This window comes from Planctomycetaceae bacterium (genome assembly GCA_039680605.1).
Classification (GTDB): Bacteria; Planctomycetota; Phycisphaerae; order SM23-33; family SM23-33; genus JAJFUU01.
Window position 1 is genome coordinate 13,828 of sequence record JBDKTA010000067.1, and the last position, 11,434, is coordinate 25,261.

The 11,434-nt window shown below is 65.4% G+C and carries 11 protein-coding genes; 8 read left to right on the plus strand and 3 right to left on the minus strand.

The window, feature by feature from the left end:
• Positions 1–24: 24 nt before the first annotated feature.
• Together ABFD92_19520 and ABFD92_19525 are read left to right on the plus strand one after the other, a co-directional pair.
• Positions 25–624 carry a hypothetical protein gene (locus ABFD92_19520; GenBank protein MEN6506730.1) on the plus strand — a complete coding sequence of 200 codons (600 nt, stop codon included), beginning with the start codon at positions 25–27 and terminating at the stop codon, positions 622–624.
• Positions 625–641: 17 nt separating this feature from the next.
• A complete protein-coding gene (locus ABFD92_19525; GenBank protein ID MEN6506731.1) occupies positions 642–1,820 on the plus strand; it encodes a GGDEF domain-containing protein in 1,179 nt (392 codons plus the stop codon).
• An 84-nt stretch (positions 1,821–1,904) separates the two neighbouring features.
• Here ABFD92_19525 and ABFD92_19530 read toward each other — a convergent pair whose 3' ends face one another.
• From ABFD92_19530 to ABFD92_19540, 3 genes are all read right to left on the minus strand, one after another.
• Positions 1,905–2,891: a glycyl-radical enzyme activating protein gene (locus tag ABFD92_19530; protein MEN6506732.1), complete on the minus strand. Its 987-nt coding sequence runs from the start codon at positions 2,889–2,891 to the stop codon at positions 1,905–1,907.
• Positions 2,892–2,984: 93 nt separating this feature from the next.
• A complete protein-coding gene (locus tag ABFD92_19535) occupies positions 2,985–3,956 on the minus strand; it encodes a glycoside hydrolase family 20 zincin-like fold domain-containing protein (protein MEN6506733.1) in 972 nt (323 codons plus the stop codon).
• Between the two features lie 22 nt (positions 3,957–3,978).
• Positions 3,979–4,692, minus strand: coding sequence for an HAD family phosphatase (locus tag ABFD92_19540; GenBank protein ID MEN6506734.1), 714 nt, complete (start codon positions 4,690–4,692; stop codon positions 3,979–3,981).
• A gap of 268 nt (positions 4,693–4,960) precedes the next feature.
• Here ABFD92_19540 and raiA point away from each other — a divergent pair, with 268 nt between their 5' ends.
• From raiA to ABFD92_19570, 6 genes are all read left to right on the plus strand, one after another.
• Entirely contained in the window at positions 4,961–5,287 is a 327-nt protein-coding gene (raiA, locus tag ABFD92_19545) for a ribosome-associated translation inhibitor RaiA (protein ID MEN6506735.1), read from the plus strand.
• A 150-nt stretch (positions 5,288–5,437) separates the two neighbouring features.
• Complete coding sequence (locus tag ABFD92_19550; GenBank protein MEN6506736.1) at positions 5,438–5,905, plus strand: PTS sugar transporter subunit IIA; 468 nt, start codon at positions 5,438–5,440, stop codon at positions 5,903–5,905.
• A 21-nt stretch (positions 5,906–5,926) separates the two neighbouring features.
• A complete protein-coding gene (locus tag ABFD92_19555; GenBank protein MEN6506737.1) occupies positions 5,927–6,208 on the plus strand; it encodes an HPr family phosphocarrier protein in 282 nt (93 codons plus the stop codon).
• A 51-nt stretch (positions 6,209–6,259) separates the two neighbouring features.
• On the plus strand, positions 6,260–8,002 hold the full coding sequence (gene ptsP, locus ABFD92_19560; GenBank protein MEN6506738.1) for a phosphoenolpyruvate--protein phosphotransferase: 1,743 nt from the start codon (positions 6,260–6,262) through the stop codon (positions 8,000–8,002).
• Between the two features lie 232 nt (positions 8,003–8,234).
• A complete protein-coding gene (locus ABFD92_19565) occupies positions 8,235–9,131 on the plus strand; it encodes a TIGR03936 family radical SAM-associated protein (GenBank protein MEN6506739.1) in 897 nt (298 codons plus the stop codon).
• 10 nt (positions 9,132–9,141) lie between these two features.
• A complete protein-coding gene (locus ABFD92_19570) occupies positions 9,142–11,388 on the plus strand; it encodes an Rne/Rng family ribonuclease (GenBank protein MEN6506740.1) in 2,247 nt (748 codons plus the stop codon).
• Positions 11,389–11,434 lie beyond the last annotated feature (46 nt).

Genomic DNA, 11,434 nt, shown 5'->3' on the forward strand with positions numbered 1-11,434 from the left:
TCAGGCGGAGGCACCGGCACATTCATGAATGGCGAGACACAACATCCACCGGCCGGGCGGGTGGTTCTTCTGACGCGCGACCGCGCACTGGTCGCCCGAGAGCCTTCCACCGCGGCGACGGTCTGCACCCCCACCGCCTATGAAGCGGCTGCCGAACTGCTTGCCGGCGGCGTTGCGGTGCTGGTGATCGACCTGCGCGCGTTCTCGGGGGCGCACCTTCGCCTGCTCGAGATCGCCCGTGAAAGCGGGGCGGTTCTAATCGCCACCGGCACGCCGCGGCTGCCCGTTGTCGCCCAGGCCCTTACCGCAACGCCCCTGACGCAGCGCGGCGATGTGCCTGCGGCCATCGAACGGGCGCTGGCCTCTCGCGGCGGCGCAACGCCGGCACCCCTGGGAGCCCCTTCGCCCATCGAAGTCGCCCTGGCCGGACCTGAAGGCAAGATGATCGACCTCTCTGCCGCGGCATGGGACACCCCGCCCCCAATCGAGATCGCGACGCCCGCGCCGGCCCGGCCGGCCCAACCGCCGCAGGGCCTCTACCAGAGCGACCGTTTGCCCCAGACCCGGAACGCCCCGCTACTGAGCCAGGCCGAACTCTCTGCCCTGCTGGAGGGACCGCAGTGAGAGCGGAGGCGTCCATCTTGCTCCTGGCTGACGAGTCGGCCGCAGGTTACCTGACGCCGCGCCTGGCGCCGTCAAGCGCGGTCTGCTACGGCGACCCTTACGAGATGCTCGCGGCGCTGCGCATCGAGCCCTGGGCGACGGTGGTGCTGACGGCTCCGCGCCCGGAGTTTCCCGGACTCTGCCGCGCCGTGCGGCGACTGGCCGCCCACGCGCGCCTTTACGTGCTGTGCCCCCCCGCCGCCGAGACCAACGTCCGCCGCCTCTGCCCCGGGGCCGTCGACGACTACTTCATCTGGCCGCCGACGCGAAGCGACCTGGCCCGCCTGGCTGCTCCGCAGGAACGGGCGCCCGCAACCGGCGGCAACGGACATGCCCTGACGGCACAGGAATCTGCAACCCTGCTCGCCGCCACCGCGGCGCCGGGCGAGATCGAGACCGCCGCGGCCACGCTCGTCGCCCAGCGTCTGGGCGTGGCAGGCCAGTGGTCTGACAGCGACGGCGCCGCCGACGGGGCGGTCTTGCTGACGGGCTGGTCGGGGCGCGGTCAGCGGGTGTTCCGCTCCGCAACGCCCGTGCCCGCATCGAGCGGGGCGTTTCTCCAAGCCCTTCAGGCGATGGTGGCGCCGCTGACGAAGATGGCGGCCCGCACCGAGGCCCTGGCACAACTTGCCATGACGGACCACCTGACTGGGGCATACAACCGCCGCTATTTCTACCAGGTGACCGATCAGGTCCTCGCCCGCGCCGCCCGCCAGAACCTGCGGGCCAGCCTGCTGCTGTTCGACATCGACGACTTCAAGCGATACAACGATACCTACGGACACGCCGTCGGCGACCATATCCTCCAGCAGGTCGCGGCGCTGATGAAGACGATCACTCGCGGACATGATATCGTCGCCCGCATCGGCGGCGACGAGTTCGCCATCCTGTTCTGCGACGAGGAACAACCGCGCGAGAGCACCAGCCACCCGCCCGAGAGCGCCTACGTGCTGGCCGACCGATTCCGCCGCGCCGTCGAGAGCCACGCCTTCCCCGACCTGGGCCCGCATGCCAAAGGCACGCTGACCATCAGCGGCGGTCTGGCCGCCTTCCCCGCCGGCGGCGCCACCTGCCGAGAACTGCTCGCCACCGCCGACGCCGCCCTGCGCCAAGGCAAGTCCGCCGGCAAGAACATCATCCGCCTCATCGGACAGTAGCACGGGCATCCTGCCCGTGAGCAGCATGGGCGTCTTGCCCATGCTCCCCGTCTTTTGAGCACGGGCGAACGCCCGTGTCACGAATCACATTTCGGACGTCGGTCCAACCAGACGAACGCCCTGCTCGCGCAGCGTGTGGATCCAACCCGCGACCGTCTCATCCGTCGGCGCCTGCGGCGGCGAGTCCGGGTGCCATGGCGGCCGTTTCTCAGCCGCCATGTCGGCAAAGGCGTGATCGAGCCCCAATCGCGCCAGCTTGCTGGTGCCCAGGCGGTGGTAGGGAATAACCTCGGCGCCCAGCAGATTGGGCATGGCGGCTGCGAGCTGCGCCACGGCCGAAAAGTGCTCGGGGCGGTCGTTGAGCCCCGGGACGATCGGAAGGCGCAGGAGTATCTTCGCGCCGGTTTCGTACAGGGCACGAAGATTCGCCAGGATCAACCCGTTGCCCATGCCGGTGAACTGCTCATGGCGGGCGGAATCGGTCTCCTTCACATCGTACAGCCACAAGTCCACCAGTCCCTGCACGCGGGCGAAATGCTCCCACCGCACCTGTCCGCACGTCTCGACGGTCGTGTGCAGGCCGGCGGCCTTGGCGGCAGACAGCAGCGCCGCGGCGAAGTCGACCTGCAGCAGCGGCTCGCCGCCGGAGAGCGTAATGCCGCCGCCTGAGGTTTCATAGAACGGGCGATCGCGCAGGACTTCGTCGAGCACCTCGGCGACGGTGGCGTCGTGGCCGATCAGTTCTAGCGCGCCGGCGTAGCACTCTTCGGTGCAGGACCCGCACGCGCGGCAGAGCTTGCGGTCGAGGGCGTGCGTGTCGCCATGCCTCCCGTGGGCGTTTTGCTTGCAGACGCGGAAACAATATCCGCAGCCGATGCACTTGGACGGATCGAACGACAGCACCGGCTGGAGCTCGATGCCCTCGGGATTGTGGCACCACACGCACCGCAGCGGGCAACCCTTGAAGAATACGGTGGTGCGAATCCCCGGGCCGTCATGGATGCTGAACCGCTGGACCTGGAAGATGCGGCCGGCGATTTCGGATTGCGGATTTCGGATTGCGGATTCCATCATTCATCCTGGGTGCCATGTTAGCGGTCGAGCTTGCTCGACGCTTTCGCGAAAACGCGCGGGGCAAGCCCCGCCGCTAACTTTGGCGATTCGCTACTTCTCCATCTCCAACTCATACTTAAACCCGCCGGCGCGGTTCAGGAGCGGTTCGAGCACCGAGGCGAAATGCTGCGCCCGGCGCGCGGAAGCCTCAGGCGTATAGGCCGAGGGATTCCAGCAGTAATCGGCAAGGCTGGCCCAGACCGCTCCGGCCGGCGCGGGCACAGTGCCCTCGACGCATATTGCATCGGGGGTGCCTTCGGCCGGCTTGTGCAGTCGGGCTGCGTCGAAAACCGTCCTCTTTTCGCCATCGACCGTCACGTCGGCGGTCGTTGCCGAAAGATCCTTCACCACCAGCTCAGGCTTGGGGCTGTTCCTTGCCGCCGGGGCCTGAGGCGACGGAGCGATCGGGCTCAGTCGAAGAAGCGGCAGGACTTGCACAGCGCCTTTGGGCTTTGACGCCGGATCGACCACGCGCGTGGCGATCGCCGGCCAATCGGCGATCGTTGCCCCGGGGGCGGCGAGGCCTTCCTCGCCGCGACTGATGAGCTGCACCAGCGTACACAGGCCGTAATACAGCCCCAGCGGCGTCTGGGCCTGCAGCGTGATCGTCGTCTTGTCCTCCTTCGACGCCAGGGCCAGAACGTATCCCTGATCGAGTTGCTCTTTCGTGAGTGAGGCCTTGGGGGCCGCTGCCGCGACCGCCTTGGCGAAGGCGGGCGCGTCGAGCCTGGTGATTGTCAGCATCGCCCCGGCAGGATCGGCCGCACGGGTGAGCTTCGATTCAACTTTGGACAGGCCTTTGGCCAGCAGATCGAGCCCCGCCGCCAAGGCCGGTTCCTCGGGTTTGACGCCGACCAGGGTGAGGGAGATTCCTTCGTCGGCCGGGCCTAACGTAATGTCTTCCTTGCCGCCGGCGACCACTTGCGGGGCCGGAAGCACCAGGGCGACGGCAGTAGGCGGGTCTTGTGCCACGGCGATGGCCGCCGAAGCAGCCATCGCGGCGGCTATCAACACGATTCGCATATCTGCCTCCGTTGAAGCATTTTCAATCCTGCGAGGGCAAGATGCCCTCGCCACGCGCGGGCGAGACGCCCGCGACACGTTCGATGAGCCTCTTGATGATCTCCGGCGTCAGCTCGCGCAGCGAATCGACGACCAAGCCGGCGCCGCGGGCCAGTTCCTCGCGCGGCGCGGTGCCGGTGATGGCAATGGCGGCCATGCCCGCCCTCCGGGCGGCCTCGATTCCGGCCGGGGCGTCCTCGACCACCGCACAGCGGCACGGCGGCAAGGCGAGTTTATCTGCGGCCTTGAGGAAGACCTCCGGGTCCGGCTTGCCGTGCGTGATGTCCTCGCGCGTGACGGTGACGTTGATGTGGCGGCTTCCGGGGAGGTTCTCTCGCACCACCTGGACGTTTCCCGGCGGCCCGGACGAACCGATGGCCATGACGAACCCCGCCGCGTGCAAGGCCTCGATCAGCTCGTGCGCGCCATCCATTTCAGGGAACTTTTCCGCCAGAATCTGCCGGTAAAGATGCTCCTTCTCGTGATCCCACTGGGTGACTTGCTCGGCGCTGGTGACGACGGAACCCCACAGGCGATGGATGATGTCGCGGCTGGTGCGGCCGAACGTGGCGGCGAACTGCGGCTCGGTCATGTCCTGCCCGTGCCGGCGGGCCATCTGCCGCCAGGACTCGAAATGCGCCTGGTAGCTGTCGACGAGCACGCCGTCCATGTCGAAAATCACCGCGTAGTCGCTCATGATCGCTCCGGTTGGGACCCGCACCATAGCCGCCCGCCGACAGGATTTCAATGAAGACCTTCGGCCGCGACTTGCCCCACTCAAGGTGAGAATTCTTCGCCAGTCGGCAATCCGGCTGGCCGGGGCGGCCGAGCGATGCCGATATTGAATCATGAACCTCTCTGGGGTACCCTATGGGGTAGCCGAATGTATCCTATGATGGAGTGAGGCCCGATGGATGCGGGTCGCGGGAAGGAATCGACGGATTTTTGACTTAAGGAGATGTCGCGTGAACATCATCGTCAACGCCAGGCACATGGACGCCACCGACCCGATCAAGGATTATGTCCAGGCCAAAGTGGCCAAGCTGGAACGTCTGTACGACAACATGCAGTCCATCGAGGTGATTCTGGACATCGAGGCCGAGCAGCCCAAGGTCGAGATCATCGCCACCGCCCGCCGCAAGAATACCTTTGTGGCGACGCATCGCGGGGAAGACATGTACGCCTGCGTGGATCAGTGTCTGGACAAGGTTTCGCAGCAGGTCCGCCGTCATAAAGACCGTGTCCGCGACCGCCAGGGACCTTCTCACGAACAGAGCCTGGCCCAGGAATAAGTTCCCGGCGATTGCGGATCTGGGATTGATCCACGAAAATCGCATTTCTGCTACTGGAACGTGGCACGGCGTTCGTGTAGATTAGAGTCGCTTTTTGAACATTACCGCCCGCCCCGGCGAGCGGTGCAGCGACTTTCGCAGGAGCATGGAATGAGACTGTCCGACATCATGGTCACCGATGCTATTGTTCCCGATCTTGCAGCTAAGACCCGTGACGAGGCTATCGCAGAGTTGGTGACCGCTCTGGCCGCCGCGGGGGCTGTCAGCAAAAAGGCCGCACCCGATATCACCCGCCTGGTGCTGGCCCGCGAGGCCCAGGCCACCACGGGAATCGGCAAGGGAGTCGCCTTGCCGCACGCCAAGCTGCCGGGAATCAAGAAGCCCCTGGCCACGATCGGCTGTTCGCATGAAGGCATCGAGTTCAACGCCCTGGACTCCAAGCCCGTTTACTCCGTCATCCTGCTGCTGTCGAGCCCCGACAACCCCGACGAGCACCTTCAGGCCATGGAGACCATCTTCCGCCACGTCCAGCGCGATATTTTCCGAAAATTCCTGCGTCAGAGCGAGACGCGCCAGGCCGTGATCGACCTGCTGACCGAGGCCGACGAACTGAGTTAGGCGGACGGGCATTTGGACACCGTGGAACGAGAAGTCGAAATCGTTAATAAGTACGGCCTGCATGCCCGACCGGCGATGCAACTGGTCGAGCTGGCGAACCGTTTCGCCAGCAAGATCGAAGTATCCAATGGATCCCTGAGCGTCGACGCCAAGAGCATCATGTCCGTGATGCGCCTGGCGGCCGTCAAGGGAACGCTGCTGAAAATCACCGCCGACGGCGACGATGCGCCCGATGCCGTCGAGGTGCTGTCGGACCTGGTGTCCAAGGGCTTCGGTGAGATGGAAGAGGAGCCGGCCAAGTAGCCCCGTGCCGATCGCCTGCTCTTGCGTCGCTGAGCCTGTTTGAACTGGTAGATGAAGACAAAAAAAGGCATTGGAGTTTCGCCCGGCGTGGCCATCGCCCCGGCGGTGGTGGTCGACACCGAGGAGTTCGATGTTCCGGAACGTCATGTTTCGGAGGATCTGACGCAGGCTGAGCTCGTCCGCCTGCGGCGGGCCTGTGACGTCTCACGCAAAGAAATCCGCACCCTTCAGGAACAGACCGCCAAACAGATCGGCAAGGAAACCGCCAGCATCTTCGACTTCCACCTGGGCCTGCTCAACGATAAGGTCCTGCAGAAGAAGTTCTCCGACGCCATCAGCATCAGCCGCGTGACGGCCGAATATGCCGTCGCCACCGTTCTGCGAGCGTACGCCAAAGACTTCCTGGCGATGCCCGAGTACCTCGCCGACCGCGTCAAGGACATCTACGACATCGAGAAACGCCTGCTGCGAAACCTCATTGGGCAGCGACGCCAGTCCCTGACGCAGCTCAAGAAAGACCGCAACGTCCTGGCCCACGATCTGACCCCCTCCCAGACCGCCTGCATGGACCGCGACCACGTGCAGGGGCTGGCCATCGACGCCGGCGGGGCCACCAGCCACACCGCCATCGTCGCCAAGGCGCTGGGGATACCGGCCGTGGTGGGGCTCAACGACGTCACCGCGGCCGTCAGCACCGGCGACACCGTGATCATCGACGGCACGCGCGGCATGGTGATCATCAACCCCGACGAAGCCACCATCGAGAGCTACCGCATCTACGCCCAGCAGCAGGTGCAGTTCATCCACAGCCTCGACGCCCTGCGCGACCTGCCGGCCATCACGCGCGACGGGCACGAAGTCACGCTGCTGGGCAATATCGAGTTTCCCGGCGAAGTGGCCGCCGTGCTCGAAAAAGGCGGACAGGGCATCGGCCTCTACCGAACCGAGTTTCTGTACCTGGGCACCGATAAGGAACCTACCGAGGCCGACCACTTCCACGCCTACCGCGAGGTGCTGACGCTGTGCGAGGGTCGCCCGGTGACCATCCGCACGGTGGACCTCGGGGCCGACAAGTACACCCAGCAGCGTGCCCGCGCCCCGGAACGCAACCCCTTCCTGGGCTGCCGCAGCATCCGCTACTGCCTGCAGAACCTGCCGATGTTCAAGACGCAGTTGCGTGCGATTTTGCGTGCCAGCATCGGCAGCCGCGTCTCGATGCTCTTTCCGCTGATCACCAACCTGCTGGAGCTGCGCCAGGCCAAGACCATCGTCCGCGACGTGATGGAAGACCTCGAAGAGGAAGGCATCGAGTACCGCTCCGACATCTCCATCGGCATGATGGTCGAGACGCCCTCGGCGGCGCTGATGTGCGATTCGTTCGCAAAAGAAGTCGACTTCTTCTCCCTGGGAACCAACGATCTGGTACAATACACCCTGGCAGTGGACCGCGGCAACGAGCGCGTGGCCTCGCTGTTCAGCGTCGCGCACCCGGCGGTGCTGCGGCTGATCAAGCAGGTCATCCGCGCCGGGCAGCGGCACGGGATCCCCGTGAGCCTCTGCGGCGAGATGGCCGGCGATCCCCAGTATACGCTGCTGCTGCTGGGACTGGGGCTGAGGTGCTTTTCCTCCAGCCCGCCGGCGATCCCGGAAGTGAAAAAAATTATCCGCTCGGTGACCCTGGAACAGGCCGCCGAGGTGGCCCGGCGAGTCATGAGCTTCGACTCCGACAAGGAAATCATTAATTACCTGCGAGTCGAAACCCGCCGCGTCCTACCGGAAATGTATTCGGACTGAACTATGGAGTGCGGCGGCCTCAGCCGCCGCTTTGGATGTTTTTCGATAGGCAAAAGCCCCTCCGCCGCCGAACAACATCCAAAGCGGCAGCTTTAGGCTGCCGCACTCCAAAAGAAACATAGCGGCGGCAGCGCCGCCGAACAATATTGACCGCGTTGCGGCGCCTGAAAACCCGCCGCGGGAAGCGAAACGGAAAGGTAATATTTCGTTGGCGTATCGATGGGCCATTCGGTTGGCCATTGAGGGCGATCTCCGCTTCATCTCGCATCACGACTGCATGCGTGCCGTCGAGCGGGTCGCCGCAAGGGCGCAACTGCCTGTTCGCAGTACACAAGGGTTTAACCCAAGGCCGATTTTTTCTCTGGCCCTGCCCCGCCCGGTGGCTGTCGCTACGCGCGCGGACCTGCTGGTGCTGACGCTGGACGAACCGGTCGAGCCGGATGACCTCACCGCCCGCCTCAACGCCGCCGCCCCGCTGGGCATGCACTTCGATCAGCCCCGCCCCCTGCAAGGCAAAGCCTGCCCCCAACCCCAGCGCATTGACTATGAACTGGATTTGCGCGAGCGTAGCATGGGCGTCCCGCCCATGCATGAAAAACAAATCCAAGAGCATGGGCGAGACGCCCATGCCACCCCAGACCACGGGCAAGATGCCCGTGGAACGCACGGGCGAGACGCCCGTGCTACGGCTGACGCCCAGGCGCGCCTCGCGGCTGTGTCGGCTAGAATTGCCGAGCTTCGCTCCGCCCATGCCTGGACCGTGCTGCGGAAAACTTCCGTCAAGCACGGCCGCGGATGGCGCGAAACCCCTATTGATTTGAAACCACTTGTCGGCCGGTTGGAACTGGTTGACGCAACCTTATTGATGACGCTGCAGCCGGCTGGGGCCTTGTGGCCGCGACCCGGCGAGGTGCTGGAACTGCTGGGATTGGACGGTCGAGTCGACCTGGCCAACCTGGTGCGAACGGACGTGGAGTTCATGTTCGACCGTGTCGCGGACGTCTCGTCCGCGCATAGCGAGGGCGTCTCGCCCTCGACGGACGAACAAGACGCGGACGAGACGCCTGCGACACGTTCGGAGCCCGGCAATGGAGCGTCGCGCGGCGACGAAGATCGCCGCAGAGAGTAATGGAGAACGTATGTCGAAGCAGATGTTGATCAACACCGTCGAAGGCCAGGAATGCCGCATCGCCATTGTCAGCGATGGGCGACTGGAGGAACTTTACGTCGAGCGGGCCTCAAACGTCTCGCACGTGGGCAATGTGTACAAGGGGCGCGTGATGAACGTCGAGCCGTCGATCCAGGCGGCGTTCGTCGATTTCGGACTGGCCAAGAACGGATTCCTGCACATCTCGGACCTGCACCCGCAGTATTTCCCCGAAGGGCAGTCGGCCGACACCGAGGCCGTCGGGCGCAAGCGGGCCCACCGCCACCGCCCGCCGATCCAGGAATGCCTGCGCCGCGGGCAGGAAGTGGTCGTGCAACTCACCAAGGAAGGCATCGGCACCAAGGGCCCGACGCTGACGACGTACCTGTCGATCCCCGGGCGGCTGCTGGTGATGATGCCCGGAATGAGCCGCATGGGCGTCTCGCGCAAGATCGAAGACGAGGAGATGCGCGCCAAGGCCCGCGCCGCCCTGGCCGACCTGGAAATGCCCGAGGACATCGGCATCATCGTCCGCACGGCAGGCATCGACCAGCCCAAGAAAGAACTCAAGCGCGACCTGGCGTTCCTGACGCGCCTGTGGAAGGCCATCGAAAAGCGTATCGCCACGGACAAGGCGCCCTGCTCGCTGTACGAGGAGTCGGACCTGGTCTCGCGGACGCTGCGAGACATCTACAATATCGACATCGACCGCATCATCTGCGACAGCGAGACCGTCGCCGCCCAGGTCAAGACGTTCCTGGACATGGTCATGCCTCGCACCAAGCACGTCATCGAGGTCTACCGCGGCAGCGGCGGGCTCTTTCATGACACCGGCCTGGACGACGAGATCGAAAAGATCCACGCCCGCCGCGTCGAGATGGCCATCGGCGGATCGCTCGTGATAGACCAGGCCGAGGCGCTGGTGGCTATCGACGTCAACTCCGGACGGTTCCGCAAGACCTCCGACCCCGAGTCGACGGCGTTCAAGATCAACATCGAGGCCGCCGCCGAAGCCGCCCGCCAGATCCGCCTGCGGGACCTCGGCGGCGTGATCGTGATCGACTTCATCGACATGCGGGCCGAGAAGAACAAGCGCGCCGTCGAGAAGGTCCTCAAGGACGGGCTCAAGACCGACCGCGCCAAGAGCAAAATCCTGCGCATCAGCGCCTTCGGGATCGTCGAGATGACCCGCCAGCGCGTCCGGCACTCGCTGACGCACAATATCTATCGAACCTGCCCGCTCTGCAATGGCGACGGGCTTATCAAGAGCAACGAATCGCTGGCCCTGGAGGTGCTGCGACACCTCCAGCGTGCCTGCGCCAACTCCGAAGTCTTCCAACTCACCGTCGCCGTCTCGCCGTCAGTCGCCGAGCACCTCGCCAACGCCTGCCGGCGCCAGCTCTATGCCCTCGAGACCCGCTTCGACAAGAAGATTACCATTGTGGCCAAGCCCGACATGGCCGGAAGCCAGGTCGCCATCACCGCCGCCAACGGACGCGGCAGCGAGGTCGCCTGGGATATCCGCCCCAGCGGCGGATGGAAGACCCTCCATACCGAAGCCCTGGCCGGAGCGGCCGCCGCCGGTGAACTCGAACCTTACGAGGAAGAACCCGAGGAAGAAGAAACGACGCCGGCAATGGAAATCTCCAGCGTCGAAGAGATCGGTCCCGGCGCCAGTGAGTTTCCGGAAGAACCCGCGCCGCCCGAGCCCGCAGAAGGCGAGCCCGCCGCCCAGCCCGCAGCCGCCAAGAAGTCCCGCCGCGGCCGACGTGGCCGGCGACACAAGGGCCCCCGCGCGGACCAGGCACAGGCGCCCGAACAGACGAAAGAGCAAGCTCCCGCCGAGCCCCCCGCCGCTGCTGAGGAACACGTCCCCGTCGCGGCAGAAACCGAGCAGACGCCGGATGGCGCCGCTACCGCGACGCACAAGAAGTCCCGCCATCGCCGACGACGTCGCTCAAAGAGCGCCCCTGCGGCAGGGGTCCCCGAAGCCCCGGACAGCGCCGCCCCGGAACAATCCGCCGCCACCGCGAAAGCGGAAAAGCCCCCCGCGCGCGAAGAAGCGCCCGAGGACCCCAAGCAGCAGGAATACAACGCCAAGCTGGCCGCCGCACTGCTCGCCGAGCGGAAACCACTCTCGCAGGAAGACCAGGACGCCAAAGCCCGCTTCAGTCCGGCCGAGCTGCTCGCCGGCGAGCACCACAAAGGCCAGACTCCCAAAGCAGACACAGAAGATTGACGATCCGTCACGCCCAGCGCGCGCCTAGGTGCCGTGGCGCGCAGGG

Bases quoted from the DNA above. Each gene is read 5' to 3' on its own strand.
- ABFD92_19520 (MEN6506730.1), top strand. From the start codon at position 25: ATGAATGGCGAGACACAACATCCACCGGCCGGGCGGGTGGTTCTTCTG.
- ABFD92_19530 (MEN6506732.1), bottom strand. From the start codon at position 2,891: ATGGAATCCGCAATCCGAAATCCGCAATCCGAAATCGCCGGCCGCATC.
- ABFD92_19535 (MEN6506733.1), bottom strand. From the start codon at position 3,956: ATGCGAATCGTGTTGATAGCCGCCGCGATGGCTGCTTCGGCGGCCATC.
- ABFD92_19540 (MEN6506734.1), bottom strand. From the start codon at position 4,692: ATGAGCGACTACGCGGTGATTTTCGACATGGACGGCGTGCTCGTCGAC.
- ABFD92_19550 (MEN6506736.1), top strand. From the start codon at position 5,438: ATGAGACTGTCCGACATCATGGTCACCGATGCTATTGTTCCCGATCTT.
- ptsP (MEN6506738.1), top strand. From the start codon at position 6,260: ATGAAGACAAAAAAAGGCATTGGAGTTTCGCCCGGCGTGGCCATCGCC.
- ABFD92_19570 (MEN6506740.1), top strand. From the start codon at position 9,142: ATGTCGAAGCAGATGTTGATCAACACCGTCGAAGGCCAGGAATGCCGC.